The following is a 16448-nucleotide window of genomic DNA, read 5'->3' as shown; positions in this document are numbered from 1 at the left end:
ACCATTGCTGCGTCGGCTTCCACCCCTGGCTCACGATTCAGTCGGCGCGGTGGCTCAGTTTTACCTCGGCGCCAACAGACCGTTTGAATCCACCCCCTCGCGGGACCGGTCACTGAAGCCCTCGGACGACGGGCCGAGTCGGTGACTGCTTCGTGCCAAGGACCGTGAAGCCAACTTCGAAGCGCGAGCGGCGGCAACCGCTGCAGAGCCGCCCCCGGAGCAATGACGCCCGCCTCCAGGCACCAGCGCACCGCGACGACGTAATGCTCGAACGGCGCTCCATGGCAGATCGAAGGTGCGGTGCTATCACCCAACAGGAGTCGTTTTCATGCGACCTTCTTCAGCTCAGCCAGTGGAGAACTCGCCCTGGTAGCCAGCACGTCCAGATAGTCTGCCCACCGCTGAAGCATTGCCGTGCGCTGCTTGAAGTACTGCGTCCGGTTGTAGGCGCGCCCATTGGCGTCCTTGACCGCATGCGCCAATTGAGCTTCGATCACCAGCGGATCGATCTCCAGCACTTCCGCCAGCAAGGTCCGGGCTGTCGCTCGGAAGCCATGAACCGTCTGCACGGTCGGGCCGTACCCCAGGGTCAGAAGCGCTGCACGCAACGTGTTGTCCGAGATCGGCCGCTCATGACTACGCTCGCCCGGGAAGACCAGCGTGCTGTGTCCCGTAATGGGATGCAGCTTGCGCAGCAACTCCACAGCCTGCTTGGGCAGAGGCACCAAGTGCGGATCACCATGTTGCTTGCCATCGATGCGCCGCTTCATCCGCGCAGCGGGCACGGTCCAGAGCGCCCCGTCGAGATCGATCTCGGCCCAGGCGGCCCCGCGAAGTTCGTTGGGGCGTTGAAACAACATGGGAGCCAGTTGCAGCGCCGTCCGCACAATGGGACCGCCCTGGTAACCCCGGATGACGCGTATTAACGTCCCCAGTTGGGCCGGATCGGTGATCGCCGCGAAGTGCCGCTTCTTGTGGGGCGTGAGTGCGCCCTTGAGATCCGCCGTGATATCGCGCGGCGCCCGGGCGGTGGCGACCGCGTAGCGCCACACCGCGCGTGCCGTCATCAGCACCCGGCTGGCCACGTCGAGAGCGCCACGCTCCTCGACACGGCGCAGGGCCGCCAACAACTCGATGGCCTCGATTTCGCTGATGCGACGGGCAGCGAAATACGGAAACAGGTCCTTTTCGAGGTTGCGCTTCTCGCGCGTGGCGTAGTGGCCGCTCCAGCGCTCATGGTGCTTGTCGAACCACTCGAGCGCCGTCTCTCGAAAGGTATCGCCGGTGTTCACGGCCGCCTTGAGCTTGACGACCTGGCGCGCCTGTATGGGATTGATTCCTGAAGCCTTCTGGGCCTTGGCCGCGTCACGCGCCTTTCGCGCCGCCGCAAGGCTCACATCGGGATAGGAGCCCAGAGCGAATTTCTTCTCGACCCCCTCGATCCTGAACTTCCAAAACCATCGGCGAGAACCCGAAGTCGAGACTTCCAGATAGAGGCCACCTGCGTCGGCGTAGCGTGCCTGCTTGCGATCAGGCGGACAGGAGGCGTTGCGGCATGCGGCATCGGTCAACGGCATGGGGTACATCCAAGGGTTGGGGGTACAAAACCGCCATCCCGGGGGTTCAGGAGGTTTGTACCCCCATCTGTACCCCCGCCTGGGGCTGGCAGTCACCGGATTTCAGTGTATGCCTCCGGACAAGATTTGCCCAGTTCCCCAATGAAAAAGGGCGTCCGGTGGATGAAACCGGACGCCCTTGGACGTTATGTTGGTCGGTGTGAAAGGATTCGAACCTTTGACCCCTTGCACCCAATTTATGGGTCTATTGAGTGCTGATCATTTTTCTCTGCACCCAGGACCATTTCGGTCTCGAGCATCAACTCTCCTGCGCTGCGGCCGAGTGCATGAGCGATGCGAAATATCAAGACGAGCGTCGGCATGTGCTCGCCGCGTTCTATTTTCCCCATATGAGAACGTTCGATTCCGGCGCGATATGCGAGAGCCTCCTGTGAAACCCCTTCCGCTGTTCGCAGCGTCCGCACCACTCCACCGAACGCGAGGGCCGGAGCAGTTTCGAATGTAGTTGTACCGCGGGGCCGTCCCCTTCGTGTCGCACGCTTTTGCATGGACAGAAGGTTGAATCTTGGAGACAATGATAACCACGTTATCTTTAACCCAACGATAGTCGAATCGCGAGATCTCAAGTGAACCGCGCGTCGCCGCTTCCTACGCTACGGCAGCTGAAGCTCCCCGCCTCCGTCCTACGACATCACTCGCGTTCGGTCGTGCGCGAAGTGCGCAGCGCCTCCGCATCACGCATCGGCGCACAGGTGCGCACCCTTCGCCTCACCGCAGGCACCTCCGCCGGCAAACTCGCCGAAAGCGCCGGGGTCTCCCGATCCATGCTCTCGCGGATCGAACATGGCCTGGCCTCTCCATCAGTCGAAACGCTCGATCGCATCGCGTCAGGACTCGGGGTACCCGTCTCGCGCTTCTTCGCAGATCAACCCGGCCGCACAGACTTCTCGTATGTGCCCGCTGGCCGCGGCATACAGGTGCAGCGCCTTGGCGGCGTCACCGACCACGCCTACGAGTTGCTCGGGCACCTGCTCTCGGGCAACCTGTTCGTGGAGCCATACCTGGTCACGCTGTTGCCGGGCGCAAAACCCTGTGCCGCGTTCCAGCACCCGGGTCTCAAGTTCGTTTACCTGCTCTCGGGCCATGTGACCTACCGCTATGGAGAAAAGAACCTCTCCCTGGGTCCAGGGGACTCACTGCTTTTCCAGGCTGCCGCACTCCATGGCATCGAGGCTATCGAAGCCGAACCCGTCAGCTACCTGTCCGTCGTATTCACATTGCGCAATTGATGACTCGATCGCGGACGACCGTGCCACCAAGATCCGTTGCCGCGCTGCCATCGGCGAGCACTTTCCCTGCTCACCCGGGAAGGAAAGTTGCTGCGTGTCGCACGTGGACCTATGTCGCACCGGGCGAGCCGCTTGGGGATCCGCACTCCGTCCCGTGCCCCTACATCGCCTCCACTTCGCACCGCGTTCCAGCGGGGCTCCGCACGCTGGCGAGTTGCAGGACCGCCAGCGTCATTTTGATTGAAATATGCATCACTTGATCATAAGTAATGCGTATATTAAACTTAGTCCGCGTGAACCAGTCAGACCACATCCTCGAACTGGCCCGACACCGGCGCGTGCTGCGGGCTGCGGATGTGCGCGAGCGCGGCTGGTCGCCACAGCTTCTGATCCGGCTGCACCAGACTGGCAAACTGCAACGGTTCGCCCGCGGCATGTACGGGCTGCCCGATGCCGAAGTCACAGAGCACCAGACCCTCATCGAGATATGCCAGCGCGTGCCAAAGGCCGTGCTGTGCCTGCTGAGCGCACTCCGATTCCACGATATCGGCACCCAACTCCCTCACGAAGTCTGGGTTGCACTGCCCGAGGCGACGCAGACCCCAAGGCTGGCTTACCCGCGGCTGCGGGTCACTCGCCTGCGAGGTGCCGCTTACAGCGACGGTGTCCAGACGGTGACCGAACACGGCGCGCCCATCCGGGTGTACAGCCCTGCAAAGACGGTGACCGACTGCTTCAAGTTCCGCAACAAGATCGGCCTAGACGTGGCGCTCGAAGCACTGAAGGATGCCTGGCACAGCCGCAAGGTCACGATGGCTGAACTGAGTCACTTCGCCAAGGTCAATCGCGTCGAACGCGTCATGCAACCCTACCTCGAGGCGGTGACGCAATGACCGGCAACCTCTCCGCATCGATCCTGGCCCGGCTGCTGACCCTGGCCAAGCAAAGGGGCGACGACTACAGCCTGCTGCTGAACCGATTCGCGATGGAGCGCCTTCTGGCGCGTCTCGGCACCTCGCCGCATGCCGACCGCTTCGTGCTCAAGGGTGCGCTACTGTTCGCGCTGTGGTACGACACCCCGCATCGGCCGACGCGCGACGTCGACCTGATGGGCTTCGGCGCCGACGATCTGGCAGACCTGATCGCCACCTTTCGCGACGTCGCCGTCGTGGACCTGGGGGACGGCATTGTGTTCGACCCCGCATCGGTGAAGGCCGAAGCCATCCGCGAAGATAACACCTATGGCGGCTCCCGCATCACGCTGGTCGCACGCATCGGCTCCGCACGGTGCGCCCTGCAGGTCGACGTGGGGTTTGGTGATGCCGTGACGCCCGGTCCGCAGACCGTGACATATCCGACCTTGCTCAAGGACTTTCAGGCCCCCACGCTGCGGTCGTACCCGGTCTACACCGTGATCGCCGAGAAATACCACGCAATGGTGATGCTGGGCCAGGCGAACAGCCGCATGAAGGACTTCTACGACCTCGCGGTGATTGCACGGCGCACGGAACTGGATTGCGCCACGCTCGCCACAGCCATCGCCGCCACCTTTGCGCGGCGTCAGACCGCGCTGCCCACGGAGCGCCCGTTGGCCCTGACCAGACAGTTCAGCGACGATGCAGCCAAGCGGCGCCAGTGGCAGGCCTTCCTCGACAAGAACCGCATCGAAGCTGCCAGCCTGGGTGACACCGTGGCGCTGCTGGACGACCTGCTGTGGCCTTCCACCGAGGCTGCAGCGACCAACAGGCAGGTGACGGCCACTTGGCATCCTGATGCGTTGCGTTGGGTCCGGTCCCCCTGATCAAGCCAAGTGCTCATTGAGGCCCCCGGCAATGAGATCGTGTAGCTTGGCGTGCGGAGCGCCTGCCGGACACCAGCGCTTGCAGCACCCGCGCAACCCGGCCTGAGAAGTTCAAGATTGGTCGGTCGGCCGCCCTTCACCGGCCAGCGCCCGCCCAGTTCTCCACTTCAAGCGCGGGCACGCGCGCCGCCGTCGACAAGAAGCTGCAACACAAGGTCGCGCGTGTCGCGCTGTGCCGAATCGACCTGGCTTGTACAACCGCCCGGCCCTCAACAGTCTTACCAAGCTCCCAGCCTCACCGGACTACCGTGCGGCCGTCGATGCATTCGTTCGGCGCTACCGAGCCCGCATCCTGGTCGATAGATGACGGAGGCCAGCGACTCGTAGGGACCGCTGCGCGCCTCGGCACGGCCCTGCAGAACGTCGAAAGGACTTCTCGGTGTGTTGGACACTCGTGCTTGGTTTCGACGGCCTTGAGGCCGGAAGCCCCCACTCGCTCTTCAAGGGGTGGGACATCTCTCTCGAAAGCCTTCGACCTCATCCCCGCTGCGGGGATCACCCGACAGGGCGCGCCGCGAGACATTCAACCAGCAGTTCGCCGGTGGCGCAGATGTGCTGTCGCAGGAGCTTGCATGCATTCACGACATCGCCCTGCTTGCACATTGCCAAAAGCTCCCAGTGCTCCTGTTGCGAGCGATTCCGGTGTGATGTGAACTCCCACGTGTAGCGCAGATAGCGCTCGAAACCCAGGCGCAGCGTTTCGACCATCGTCAGCGTCCGGGGGCGATTGGCCGCTGCATACAGCCCCCGATGAAAGCGGGCGTTCAGCAGGATGATGCGGTCCACGCTTTTCTCCTGGTCCAGTTCTTCCAGCACGCGTTCGGCGGCGGCGCACTCCGCAGCGCTCAGCCGCGGGATCGCCCATGCCAGGGCTTGCGGCTCCACCAGGCTCCTCAACTGCGTCATCTCTTCCGCCTCGGCGGCGGACATGGTGGCCACGCTGACACCGCGCCGGGGCTCCGAAGCCAGAAAGCACTCGCGCACGAGGTCCTTGAACGCTTCCCTCACGACCGTCTGGCTGACACCGAAGCGAGAGGCCACCGCGTCCTGCCGCAAGCGTTCACCGGGCCTCAGGCGGCCTTGAATGATCTCGATGCGCAAGGCGTCCACCACGGCGCCGGCCGTGGATCGATCTCCGAGGACTTGGCCGGCGAGCGAGGTCTCCATGTGGTCCATAGCTTTTCTCCTGTCAGGGATTGTACGGACCTACCACCATCTTGACGATTATCGATAATCGATTAAAGTGAACCAACTTCCACTTTCTTCAAGGTTGCACATGACGCTCCGCCTCTCCGACTTCGACGCAGTGACCTTCGACGTCTACGGCACGTTGATCGACTGGGAACCCTCGATCGCCAGGTTCCTGACCCGCTGGGCACGGGACAACAGGATCGAGGCCGACGCAGAGGCGCTCGTCATGGCCTTCGATGGCGCACGCGCTTCGATCCAGAAGGAACGCCCTGCCCACCTCTATCCCGACGTGCTGAGCAAGTGCTTCGAGCGCATCTGCGCCCAGTTCGACGTGGCCGTGGACCCTGACCTTCGCCGCCAGTTCGCGGCGGCGCCACACACCTGGCCGGCCTTCGCCGACAGCCATGCCGGCCTCAAGCGCTTGCAGCAGTCGACCAAGGTCGGCGCCTTCAGCAACATCGACCAGGCATCGCTCAACACCTCGTGCGACAACCTCGATTTCCGCTTCGACCTCATCGTCACGGCGCAGCGCGTGGGTGCCTACAAGCCGGACTGGCCGCATTTCGACACGGGCATCGGCGACCTCATGCGCATGGGCATCCCGCGCGAGCGGATCCTGCATGTGGGCCAAAGCCTGCGGGCGGACATCACGCCGGCCAATCGGCTGGGCGTGCGCTGTGCCTGGGTCAACCGCCCGGGCCGCCTGCTGGGCCTGTCGGGCGAAGGCGCGGCCGAAGCCAGACCGGACCTCACGGTCTCCAGCCTCGCCGAACTCGTCGCCGCCCTGACCGGCACCGATCAACCCGCGGCCGCGCTGGCCTCCTGAGGAGTGTCCGAATGAACACCGCCATCCATTCCATGTCCCGCCTGCTGTTGCGCGTCGTCGGCGTCGCGCTGCTCGCGAGCAGCGGTGCGGCGCTCGCGCAGAGCACCGACCCGGTGCTCGAACGCATCAAGGCCAAGGGCACGATCACGCTGGGCTACCGGGAATCCTCGATCCCGTTCTCCTACCTGAACGCCGACCGCAAGCCCGTCGGCTATGCGATGGACCTCTGTCTGAAGGTGGTCGACGCGGTCAAGCAGAAGCTCCAGATGCCGGCATTGAAGGTCGACCACATCGCCGTGAACCCGCAGAACCGCATCGCACTGGTGGCCAATGGCACCGTCGATCTCGAATGCGGCTCGACGGTCAACACGCTGGGACGCCAGGCACAGGTGGACTTCAGCGCGCCGCACTTCATCTCGACCACCCGACTGCTGGTGCGAAAGGGCGCGGACATCAGGGAGGTAGAGGATCTCGATGGAAAGGCCGTGGCGTTGCCGATCAACACGACGCCGGAGCGGCTGATCAAGGCCCTGATCGAAGCGAAGAAGCTGAAGGTCCGCATCGTTGCCGTCAAGGACAACTCGGAAGGCTTCCTCGCGCTCTCGACGAACCGGGTCGACGCCTTCTCGACCGACGACATCCTGCTGTCCGGGCTGCGCAAGACCGCGCCGGCACCGCTCGACTACGAGGTGGTCGGGCGGCCCTTGTCCTTCGACCCGTACGGCCTGATGCTGCAGAAGAACAGCACCGTGTTCCTCAGCCTTGTGAACGCCACCATCGCGCGCACCGTGCGCTCCGGCGAGCTTGCTGCTTCGTACGACAAGTGGTTCGCGCCGCTGGACGTGCCGCTTTCGAAGGATCTCGCCGCAGCGCTGAAATTGGCCGCGCTCCCGGAATGAAGCAGCCCGCTCGGGACGCCTGATGAACTACGCATGGAACTGGAAGGTCCTTTTCGAGGACCCCTACGCGGGATGGCTGCTGTCCGGCCTGCAAGCGACGGTGCTGATCTCGCTCGCAGCGTGGACCATCGCCGTCACGATCGGTCTCGGGCTCGGCGTGCTCGGCTCATTGCCCGGCCGGGTGCGATGGCTGTTGACAGGGTACGTCTCGGTGTTCAGGAACGTCCCCCTGCTGGTGCAGCTGTTCATCTGGTTCTTCGTGGTGCCGGAACTGTTGCCGAGCGAGGCCGGCAGATGGCTCAAGCGGGATCTGCCCATGCCCGAGATCTGGACGGCCATCGCCGCGCTGGGGTTGTTCACTGCGTCGCGCGTCGCGGTCCAGGTCCGCTCCGGCATCGGCGCACTGCCGCGCGGCCAATGGCTCGCGGCCTCTGCGAGCGGCATGAGCCTGGCGCAGGCCTACCGATTCATTCTGCTGCCGCAGGCATTGCGGCTCGTGCTGCCACCGCTGACCTCCGAGTTCCTCACCGTGTTCAAGAATTCCGCACTGGCACTGACCATCGGCGTGTTCGAGATGACGGCGCAGAGCCGCCAGATCGAAAGCTACACCTTCAACGGCTTCGAGGCGTTCACGGCAGCCACCGTGGTGTACCTGTCGATCGCGCTTTGCGTGACCGCGGGCATGCGCCGCCTGGAGAAGAAGCTGATGATCCCCGGGACGCAGGGAGAACGGGCATGAGCGGGACATTCGATGCCTCCGTCATCGTGAACGCGTGGCCGTTCCTCCTGGAAGGCCTCGGGCTCAGCCTGATGCTCACCCTGGTGGCGATGGCGGGCGGCCTTGTGCTCGGCCTGTTCCTGGCGCTCGCGCGCCTCTCCCGGCATCGCCTGCTCGCCGGGGCCGCAGCGGTCTATGTCAACGGATTCCGCGCCGTGCCGCTGATCCTCGTGATCTTCTGGTTCTACTTCCTGGTGCCGCTGATCGTGGGCAGGCCCGTGGGGGCACTCCCCTCTGCACTGATCGCCTTCACGCTCTTCGAAGCTGCGTACTACTCGGAGATCATCCGTGCAGGCCTGCAGAGCGTGCGCGCGGGCCAGTGGCAGGCGGCCGCGGCATCGGGGCTGCGGCCGGCGCAGGCACTGCGCTTCGTCGTGCTGCCGCAGGCGGTGCGCAACATGATGCCGGTGCTCATCACCCAGGCGATCGTCCTGTTCCAGGACACCTCGCTCGTCTACGTCATTTCGCTGAGGGACTTCATGACGTCCACAAGCATCGTCGCCAACCGGGACAACCGGCTGGTCGAGATGTACCTGTTCGCAGCGCTCGTCTACTTCGTGCTCTGCGCATCCCTTTCCCTGGCGGCCCACCTCGCCGCCAACCGCAGGAGCGCCCCATGACGACCAGTACGAACACCGACGCGCCCATGATCGAGGTGCGCGGATTGCACAAGTCCTATGGATCGGCGCCCGTGCTCAACGGTTGCGACCTCGCGATCCAGCGCGGCGAGGTGGCCGTGATCTGCGGGCCCTCGGGCTCCGGGAAGAGCACGCTGATCAAGTGCTTCAATGGCCTCGAGTCCTTTCAGCGGGGCAGCGTGCGCGTCGACGGCGTCGAGCTAGGGGAAGCGAAGGCCGACCTGAGCCGCCTGCGCAGCCGCGTGGGCATGGTGTTCCAGCACTTCGAGCTCTATCCGCACCTGACTGTGCTGGAGAACCTCTGTCTTGCACCGATGAAGGTGCTCGGCCGCACGCGCGAAGCGGCACATCAGAAGGCCAGCGAACTGTTGGGCCGTGTCGGACTGCCGGGGAAGATCGACGCGTATCCGGCCCAGCTCTCCGGCGGTCAGCAGCAGCGCATCGCGATCGCCAGGGCGCTGGCGATGGAGCCGATCGTCATGCTCTTCGACGAACCGACCTCGGCACTGGATCCGGAAATGATCGGCGAAGTGCTCGCGGTGATGCTGGAACTCGCCCGGGACGGCATGACGATGGCCGTCGTCACGCACGAGATGGGGTTCGCCCGGCGCGCCGCGGACCACGTCATCTTCATGGATGCCGGGAAGGTCGTGGAGAACACGCCGACGGACGCCTTTTTCGCATCCCCGGCCTCCGCGCGAGCGCGCGAATTCCTCTCGCGGCTCGTCTCCCACTGAGGGTATCACCCACGAACGCACACCATGACACGACACCTCTCGAAACCCCGCGCGGTCATCACGCACGAATCGCTGGGCCGCATGCACGTGCCGACCTTCGCCGATGTCAAGGCGGCGCTCGACCGCATCAGCGCGCACGTGGTGCGCACGCCCCTCCTTCGCTCGACAGCCCTCGATCGCATCGCCGGCGCGCCGGTCTGGCTGAAGGCGGAGAACCTGCAGGTGACGGGATCGTTCAAGGCGCGCGGCGCCTTCAACGCCATGCTGCGCCTGGACGATGCCGAGCGGCAAAGTGGCGTCGTGGCCTATTCCACGGGCAACCATGGCCAGGCCATCGCCTGGGCCGCCCGGTGCCTCGGCATTCCAGCCACGATCGTCATGCCCGCGGATGCGCCGCGCAACAAGGTCGCTCGCGCGCTGGCCCATGGCGCCCGCGTGGTCCACTACGACCGGCGACGCGAAAGCCGCGAGGCGATCGGAATGCGCTTGCTGCACGATTCCGGCGGCACGCTCATACCGCCGGGCGATCACCCCGACGTGCTGGCTGCGCAGGGCACCGTGGCACTGGAAGCGCTCGATGCATTGCCGCCCGCGGCCAAGGCCAACCTGGGTACCTTTGCCGCACCGTGCGGCGGTGGCGGCCTGCTGGCGGGATGCGGCCTGGTGCTGGAGGCCCTCGTTCCGGCTGCACGGATCGCCGCGGTCGAGCCCTTCGGTTTTGACGATACGGCGCGCTCGCTCGCCAGCGGAACGCGGGAGGTCAACAGCCCTGCCGCGAGCACGCTCGCCGACGCCCTGCAGGCAACCACGCCCGCCGAATTGCCATTCGAAATCAACCGGCACTGTCTGAGCGAAGCATTGACCGTGACGGACGCGGAAATCGCGGCAGCCGTGCGCTTCGCGCTCGCCGAACTGCGCATGGTCGTCGAACCAGGCGGCGCCGTGGCACTGGCCGCCGTTCTGGCCGGCCGCCTCCAGCTTGCCAACAGGGATGCCGTCGTGGTGCTTTCCGGCGGCAACGTCGACATGCCGCTGCTCGCCGCGCTGATCCAGGGCGACGACGGGGCAACCTACACCGAGCGCGACACGACATCGGGCCTACGCACCGCCTGACACCCTGCGCGAACGCGCACGTGTACGCGCTTTTTCTACAACACAGCGAGAACGCCATGAAGACGATTGAAGAGAAATTCCTGAAGCTGGGTATTGACAACGCGCCAGGTCAAGAAGTGCGCGAAAGCCCGAGCGACGACCGTCCGACGAGACACGGTGAAAGCCTCCCGGGCGCCGCGGTCGATTTCTCGCACGGCGACGTGAACGCTACCGGATTCGAGCCGACGCCCGGAGCACTCGATGCCTTCGTCCAGGGGGTGCATCGCGGCGGTTCCCAAGCCTACACGGAGTACCGCGGCGATGCAGCCATTCGGGAGAAGCTCGCGATCGCTCTGAGTGCGTTTTCCGGGCACCCCGTTTCGGGCGCCGAAGAAGTCATCATCACGCCCGGCACGCAAAGTGCCCTTTTCCTGGCCGTCGCGAGCACCGTCACCACAGGCGACAAGGTAGCGATCGTCCAGCCGGACTACTTCGCCAACCGAAAGCTGGTCGAATTCATGGGTGCGCAGATGATCCCCGTGCGGCTCGACTACTTGAACGGCACCGTGCACGCCGGCCTGGATTTGCAGCAACTCGAGTCCGCTTTCAAGGCAGGCGCGAAGGTCTTCCTGTTCTCGAACCCGAACAACCCGACCGGAGCGGTGTACTCGCGAAGCGAGATCGCGCAGATCGCGGGCCTCGCCGAGCGCTTCGGTGCAACAGTGATCGTCGATCAGCTCTATTCGCGGCTGCTCTACGAGGGACAGCCGTACGTCCATCTTCGCCGCCTTGCGACCGGAGCCGACAACGTGATCACCATCATGGGACCGTCCAAGACGGAATCGTTGAGTGGCTACCGGCTGGGAGTGGCCTTCGGCAGTGCACGCCTCGTGCAGCGCATGGAGAAGCTCCAGGCCATCGTTTCCCTGCGCGCTCCCGGTTACTGCCAGGCCGTGCTGCAGACCTGGTTCTCCGAGCCCGCCGGATGGCTGGGGGAACGCATTGCCAAGCACCAGCAGATTCGCGACTCATTGCTGGCGGTCTTCCGAGACACGGACGGCGTGGTGGTCCGCACACCGCAGGCGGGCAGCTATCTCTTTCCGCGCCTTCCGAAGCTGCACCCGCCCCTGCCGGTCTTCGTCAGAGCACTGCGGCTGCAGGCGAACGTCACCGTCACGCCCGGAACCGAATTCAGTTCGGACGCACATGACAGCATCCGCTTGAACTTCTCGCAGAATCACGATGCAGCAGTGGCTGCGGTCCAGCGCATCGCTGCCATGGTCGAGCGGCACCGGGTTTCCTGAGCATGAATCAGCACATGATCAGAAAAGCCTTCAGCAGCGAATCCTCGCCGCCGCCAGCCGGCACTTACAGCGTCGCGGTGCAATCGGGCCACCTCGTGTTCCTATCGGGCCAAACCCCACGTGATCGCGACAACGTCAGGCATGGTGACAAACCCTTTGCCGTACAGGCAAGGATGGCGCTCGACAATCTCGAGGCAGCCGCTAACGCAGCAGGATCGAGTCTCCGCGACGCAGTCAAGGTGGGTGTATTTCTCAGGGATATGGCGAACGCCGCTGAGTTCGATGCAATCTACGCGACTTACGTCGGGCTGCCCCCGCCCGCGAGAACGCTGACCCATTCCGGCTTTACGGCGTTTGACATCGAGGTCGACGCAATACTCGACCGAGGCTCTGCGAGCCAAACCTCGAGCTAGAGCAGCGGCAACCACCGATTTTCGTCAAGGCTGCGATCACGAGGAGAGCGAGGAGGTTGAGCGACGCGCCTTCGATCTCGGCTAGAAGAGCCCGTGTTGCGACGTCGTCAAGGCCACGAAGCTTTCTCCCATGGGCTGAAGAATGGCGTCGGCAATCGGCTGGAGCTGCCTGGTGAGGTAGTGTTCGTAGTCGATGCGCGAGTGGCGGGTTTCCAGCGGCTCCGGCCCGTTCTGCGTCATCACGTACTGGATCCAGCCGCCTTTCTGGTACTGCCTGGGCCGACCGACGCGGCCATTGTGTTCGTCGGCGGTGCGCGCGGCCCGGACCTGCGGCGGCACGTTGACCAAGTAGGCGTCGAGCCGATGGCGCAGGCGCTTGCGGTAGATGAGCAGGTCGTCCTTGGCGCCAGCCAGCGTCGACTTCGCATAGTCGGCCACGAACTCCTTGTATGGCGCGCCCTGGAAGATGCGTGAAAGCAGGCCCTCCTGGAACTGCCGCGCCAATGGGGTCCAGTCGCTGCGCGCCATCTCCAGGCCTCGGTACACCATCTCCTCCTTGCCCGCAGCGTCGACACCGAGACCCGCGTAGCGCTTCTTGCTGCCAACCTCCGAGCCGCGAATGGTGGGCATGAAGAACTTCTTGTAGTGGGTGTCCACCTCGATCTCCAGAAAGCTCTCCAGCCCCTGCTCTTCGCGGAGTGTGCGGGTCCACCAGTCGTTGATGTCCTCCGCCAGGCTTGCCGCGACGGCGTGCGCCTCCTCGTTGGCATGGGTGCGCTTGAGCCAGATGAAGATGGAGTCGGTATCGCCGTAGATGGCCTCATACCCCCGCTTCTCCACGAACTCGCGCGTGAGCTTCATCATCTCGTGGCCGCGAAGCGTGACGGCGGACACCAGCTCGGGGTTGAAGAACCGGCACTCGCTCGCCCCCAGCACGCCGGCGAAGGAGTTCATGAGCAGCTTCAGCGCCTGCGACAGCGGCTCGTTCTTCGCGCGCTTGGCCTCGTCCCGGGCGCGCCAGAGCGTGGTCACGATCTCGGGCAGGCAGTGCCTGTCGCGCGAAAAGACAGTTCCCTTCGGTCCCCTGACACACCCGGCCGGGTCGCTGGCGTTCGAGCCTTCGACGAGGCCCACCGGATCGACCAGGAAGGTCCGGATGATCGACGGGTAGAGGCTCTTGTAGTCCAGCACCACGACCGAGTCGTAGAAACCGGGTTTCGAGTCCATCACGTACCCGCCGGGATAGGCCTTGCTCGGGATCTCGCCCACGTTCGGCGCCACGTAGCCCAGGCGATGCATCCGCGGCATGTAGTGGTGGCTGAACGCGGCAATGGAGCCGCCGAAATGGTCGGCCTGCAGTCCGGTGGTCTGGGCTCGCTCCATCACGAACTGCAGCAGCTTGGCCTTGTCGAAGATTCGCAGGACCAGCTCGCAGTCGCGGATGTTGTAGAGCGCGAGCGCGGGCTTGTCTTCCTGGTAGCGCCGCTCGATCTCCGCCATCTTGTCGTACTCGTCGCCGATGGCCTTGCCCTCGCCGAGCAGCGCCTGCGAGACGGTCTCGAGACTGAAGGACGGGAAGCTCCACACCGCGGCCTTCAGCGCGTCGATGCCGTCGATGACGACCCGGCCCGGCATCGGCGCGAACAGGTAGCCCTGCTTGCCCGGATGGGTGCGCCATTCGATGGGGCGGCGCTCCCGCCCGAGCAGGAGCTGCACGCCACAGTCGTTGGCTGTCTTTTGAAGCACCCGCAGGTCGAACTGGATGACGTTCCAGCCGATGATGACGTCGGGGTCGTTCCGCTCGAACCAGTCATTGAGCTTCTCGAGCATGGCCCGGCGCGACGGGCAATAGACGAGCGAGAAGGGCATGGGCTCGTGCGATCCGGCTGACGTCCGCTGTGGCGGCTCGCCCAGCATGAAGACGACACGCTGCGGCGTGCCATCCAGCGCAATGGAATAGAGCGCTTGGTCCTGGCTCGTCTCGATGTCCAGCGACACGACCTTGAGCACCGGCCGGAATTCGGGCGCGGGCTTGAGTCTGCAGTCGGCGATGGTGGCGCCCTCTGTCCGCCCTCCTTCCACCCGCACGCCGGCGGTGATGAAGCGTTCCATCAGGTAGCGGTCGTGCGGGCGCACGTCGGCTTCGAGCAGAGGAATGCTTTGTGCCTGGAGGTCGCGTGCCAACCGGCCGAGCTGGCGGAAGTGCTTCGCATAGACACCGAGGACAGCTTCCTGATGGAAGGTCCTGAGCTCGAGCTCGCGCAGCTGCACGCCTTGCATGGCCGCAAGGTGGGCTTCGACCGCCGCCCTGTGCCGGGTGGCGATGAATGCAACGCTGCTGCGGGAGGTCAGGACCACCTTCCTCGGCCCCGCATCGGTTGCCAGCCAGTACTCGATCTCCGTGCCGGCGGGCGCATCACGCCAGTGGCGCGTGAGGATGAAGCCCTTGAGTTCGGCGGATGTCACGGAATTCTGGAGAGAGTCGGGCAAGGAGGGAAGACGGACTTGGGCACAGACGATTCTCGCCGCGCAACGTGCGTTGATCGATCGAAGGCGCGGGACCTGCGAAGGTTCATGGAGCTCGCCACTACGCAGGGCCCGCGTCTGTGCCGTTTGGCACGCAGGGCCTATGTGCTCGGCGCGCGCTCCCAACCCGAAGCCCTGCATCTGCTGGGCCGGTATGCCGTCAGCAACTGCTGGCGAGACGCATTCGCCGCTGTGGGCCTGTCGAGACAGGCCCCGCATACATGCGCGAGATTGCCCGCCAGCCGTGCCGCCTGGCGCCGCCTCCGGTCTGTTGCTCCCTTGCCCGCCGCGGCAGGCTCGCGCTCGCAACGAAGAACGCTTTCACTGCGCCGGGACGATTCTCCGCGCCTTGACAACCTCACCCCACATCTTCGTCTCAGTGCGGATCAGGTCATTCAGTTCCTCCGCCGTGCTTCCCACCGCGACGGCCGACACCGCGGCGAGGCGCTCCTTGACCTCGGGCATCGATGCCACCGATCGCCAGGCATCCGTCAATGCCGCGACGACCTCCTTCGGCGTTCCCGCGGGCGCCCAGACGGCATACCACCCATCGATCACGAACCCCGGCACTGTCTCCTTGACGGTAGGAATTCCGGACATTCCCTCGGCCCGGCGCGAGCCCGTCTGCGCCAGCGCGCGCACCTTGCCGCTGGCCACCAGGGCCGGAACCTGTGCGGCGGGGCTCATCGAGAGCTGGACCACGTTCGACATCAGGTCGCCGCTGAAATTGCCCGCGTAGTTCACCGGCAGAACTTCCGCACCTGTCTGGTGAGCGAGAAGCTGCGAGCCGAGATAGGCGGCAGAGGCGAATCCGGTGACGCCCATCGCGAGCTTGCCCGGATGCGCCTTCGCATGAGTCACGAGCTCCGCGAAGGTTGTGATCGGGACCTGCGCGTTCACCATCCAGACGAAGGGCGAAGCCGCGAACCTGGAGACGGGGACCAGTTCCTTTTGCGGGTCGTACGGCAGATTGGCGACCATGTGAGGATTCATCGTGATCGTCTGATTGAAAGCGAAAAGCAGCGTGTATCCGTCCGGCTTCGCGCGCGTCACTTTCTGAACGCCGATGACGCCGCTGGCCCCCACCACGTTGTCGACCACCACCGGCTGGCCGAGCAGTTCGGACAGTTTCTGGGCGCCGAGCCGCCCGATGATGTCGACGCCGGTGCCCGCGCCGGCCGGCAGCACGAGCGTGATGGGGCGGGAGGGGTACTTGGCTTGCGAGGATGCGGCCAGGGGGACCCCGAGCGCCGCGGTGGCCAACAGTGCCGCGACGTACCGTCTTGCTGCGTTCTTCATGGATCTGTCTCCTGGTTT

16 protein-coding genes are annotated in these 16448 nt (G+C 64.8%); 11 read left to right on the top strand and 5 right to left on the bottom strand.

The window, feature by feature from the left end:
• Positions 1-326: 326 nt before the first annotated feature.
• On the bottom strand, positions 327-1577 hold the full coding sequence (locus AC3A6R_RS26120) for a tyrosine-type recombinase/integrase (RefSeq protein WP_487866029.1): 1251 nt from the start codon (positions 1575-1577) through the stop codon (positions 327-329).
• Between the two features lie 236 nt (positions 1578-1813).
• A complete protein-coding gene (locus tag AC3A6R_RS26115) occupies positions 1814-2125 on the bottom strand; it encodes a helix-turn-helix domain-containing protein (RefSeq protein ID WP_487866028.1) in 312 nt (103 codons plus the stop codon).
• Between the two features lie 168 nt (positions 2126-2293).
• On the opposite strand from AC3A6R_RS26115, the gene AC3A6R_RS26110 reads away from it, so the two are divergent.
• The 3 genes from AC3A6R_RS26110 (at position 2294) to AC3A6R_RS26100 (ending at position 4667) form a co-directional block, all read left to right on the top strand.
• The gene (locus AC3A6R_RS26110; RefSeq protein WP_487866032.1) at positions 2294-2866 is read left to right on the top strand and encodes a helix-turn-helix domain-containing protein; all 573 of its coding nucleotides are present in this window, start codon (positions 2294-2296) and stop codon (positions 2864-2866) included.
• Positions 2867-3135: 269 nt separating this feature from the next.
• Positions 3136-3759: a type IV toxin-antitoxin system AbiEi family antitoxin domain-containing protein gene (locus AC3A6R_RS26105; protein ID WP_487866027.1), complete on the top strand. Its 624-nt coding sequence runs from the start codon at positions 3136-3138 to the stop codon at positions 3757-3759.
• Entirely contained in the window at positions 3756-4667 is a 912-nt protein-coding gene (locus AC3A6R_RS26100) for a nucleotidyl transferase AbiEii/AbiGii toxin family protein (protein WP_487866026.1), read from the top strand. The genes AC3A6R_RS26105 and AC3A6R_RS26100 overlap by 4 nt, the downstream gene beginning before the upstream one ends.
• A gap of 555 nt (positions 4668-5222) precedes the next feature.
• Here AC3A6R_RS26100 and AC3A6R_RS26095 read toward each other — a convergent pair.
• The gene (locus tag AC3A6R_RS26095; protein WP_487866025.1) at positions 5223-5903 is read right to left on the bottom strand and encodes a GntR family transcriptional regulator; all 681 of its coding nucleotides are present in this window, start codon (positions 5901-5903) and stop codon (positions 5223-5225) included.
• 100 nt (positions 5904-6003) lie between these two features.
• On the opposite strand from AC3A6R_RS26095, the gene AC3A6R_RS26090 reads away from it, so the two are divergent.
• The 8 genes from AC3A6R_RS26090 to AC3A6R_RS26055 are packed head-to-tail and all read left to right on the top strand — an operon-like array spanning position 6004 to position 12605.
• Positions 6004-6744: an HAD-IA family hydrolase gene (locus tag AC3A6R_RS26090; RefSeq protein ID WP_487866024.1), complete on the top strand. Its 741-nt coding sequence runs from the start codon at positions 6004-6006 to the stop codon at positions 6742-6744.
• 11 nt (positions 6745-6755) lie between these two features.
• A complete protein-coding gene (locus tag AC3A6R_RS26085; RefSeq protein WP_487866023.1) occupies positions 6756-7643 on the top strand; it encodes an amino acid ABC transporter substrate-binding protein in 888 nt (295 codons plus the stop codon).
• A gap of 22 nt (positions 7644-7665) precedes the next feature.
• Positions 7666-8382 (top strand): amino acid ABC transporter permease, encoded by a 717-nt coding sequence (locus AC3A6R_RS26080; RefSeq protein WP_487866022.1) that lies wholly within the window; start codon positions 7666-7668, stop codon positions 8380-8382.
• Positions 8379-9041 carry an amino acid ABC transporter permease gene (locus AC3A6R_RS26075; protein WP_487863098.1) on the top strand — a complete coding sequence of 221 codons (663 nt, stop codon included), beginning with the start codon at positions 8379-8381 and terminating at the stop codon, positions 9039-9041. Before AC3A6R_RS26080 ends, AC3A6R_RS26075 begins: the two co-directional genes overlap by 4 nt.
• Positions 9042-9067: 26 nt before the next feature.
• Positions 9068-9796, top strand: a complete 729-nt coding sequence (locus tag AC3A6R_RS26070) for an amino acid ABC transporter ATP-binding protein (RefSeq protein ID WP_487866031.1) — start codon at positions 9068-9070, stop codon at positions 9794-9796.
• 24 nt (positions 9797-9820) lie between these two features.
• Complete coding sequence (locus AC3A6R_RS26065) at positions 9821-10909, top strand: threonine ammonia-lyase (RefSeq protein ID WP_487866021.1); 1089 nt, start codon at positions 9821-9823, stop codon at positions 10907-10909.
• Positions 10910-10965: 56 nt separating this feature from the next.
• A complete protein-coding gene (locus tag AC3A6R_RS26060; RefSeq protein ID WP_487866020.1) occupies positions 10966-12192 on the top strand; it encodes a pyridoxal phosphate-dependent aminotransferase in 1227 nt (408 codons plus the stop codon).
• A gap of 14 nt (positions 12193-12206) precedes the next feature.
• A complete protein-coding gene (locus AC3A6R_RS26055; protein WP_487866019.1) occupies positions 12207-12605 on the top strand; it encodes a RidA family protein in 399 nt (132 codons plus the stop codon).
• Between the two features lie 81 nt (positions 12606-12686).
• Here AC3A6R_RS26055 and AC3A6R_RS26050 read toward each other — a convergent pair whose 3' ends face one another.
• Positions 12687-15071 (bottom strand): DNA polymerase II, encoded by a 2385-nt coding sequence (locus tag AC3A6R_RS26050; RefSeq protein WP_487866018.1) that lies wholly within the window; start codon positions 15069-15071, stop codon positions 12687-12689.
• 381 nt (positions 15072-15452) lie between these two features.
• Entirely contained in the window at positions 15453-16430 is a 978-nt protein-coding gene (locus tag AC3A6R_RS26045) for a Bug family tripartite tricarboxylate transporter substrate binding protein (RefSeq protein ID WP_487866017.1), read from the bottom strand.
• Positions 16431-16448: the final 18 nt, after the last annotated feature.

The organism is Variovorax sp. Soil_C_19 (genome assembly GCF_057657255.1).
This window is presented reverse-complemented; position numbering and strand designations above follow the sequence as displayed.

Excerpts from the sequence above, each read along its gene's own strand:
- AC3A6R_RS26070 (WP_487866031.1), top strand. The coding sequence starts at position 9,068 with ATGATCGAGGTGCGCGGATTGCACAAGTCCTATGGATCGGCGCCCGTG.
- AC3A6R_RS26090 (WP_487866024.1), top strand. The coding sequence starts at position 6,004 with ATGACGCTCCGCCTCTCCGACTTCGACGCAGTGACCTTCGACGTCTAC.
- AC3A6R_RS26075 (WP_487863098.1), top strand. The coding sequence starts at position 8,379 with ATGAGCGGGACATTCGATGCCTCCGTCATCGTGAACGCGTGGCCGTTC.
- AC3A6R_RS26100 (WP_487866026.1), top strand. The coding sequence starts at position 3,756 with ATGACCGGCAACCTCTCCGCATCGATCCTGGCCCGGCTGCTGACCCTG.
- AC3A6R_RS26120 (WP_487866029.1), bottom strand. The coding sequence starts at position 1,577 with ATGCCGTTGACCGATGCCGCATGCCGCAACGCCTCCTGTCCGCCTGAT.
- AC3A6R_RS26055 (WP_487866019.1), top strand. The coding sequence starts at position 12,207 with ATGATCAGAAAAGCCTTCAGCAGCGAATCCTCGCCGCCGCCAGCCGGC.
- AC3A6R_RS26085 (WP_487866023.1), top strand. The coding sequence starts at position 6,756 with ATGAACACCGCCATCCATTCCATGTCCCGCCTGCTGTTGCGCGTCGTC.
- AC3A6R_RS26045 (WP_487866017.1), bottom strand. The coding sequence starts at position 16,430 with ATGAAGAACGCAGCAAGACGGTACGTCGCGGCACTGTTGGCCACCGCG.
- AC3A6R_RS26095 (WP_487866025.1), bottom strand. The coding sequence starts at position 5,903 with ATGGACCACATGGAGACCTCGCTCGCCGGCCAAGTCCTCGGAGATCGA.
- AC3A6R_RS26065 (WP_487866021.1), top strand. The coding sequence starts at position 9,821 with ATGACACGACACCTCTCGAAACCCCGCGCGGTCATCACGCACGAATCG.
- AC3A6R_RS26115 (WP_487866028.1), bottom strand. The coding sequence starts at position 2,125 with ATGCAAAAGCGTGCGACACGAAGGGGACGGCCCCGCGGTACAACTACA.
- AC3A6R_RS26105 (WP_487866027.1), top strand. The coding sequence starts at position 3,136 with ATGCGTATATTAAACTTAGTCCGCGTGAACCAGTCAGACCACATCCTC.
- AC3A6R_RS26080 (WP_487866022.1), top strand. The coding sequence starts at position 7,666 with ATGAACTACGCATGGAACTGGAAGGTCCTTTTCGAGGACCCCTACGCG.
- AC3A6R_RS26060 (WP_487866020.1), top strand. The coding sequence starts at position 10,966 with ATGAAGACGATTGAAGAGAAATTCCTGAAGCTGGGTATTGACAACGCG.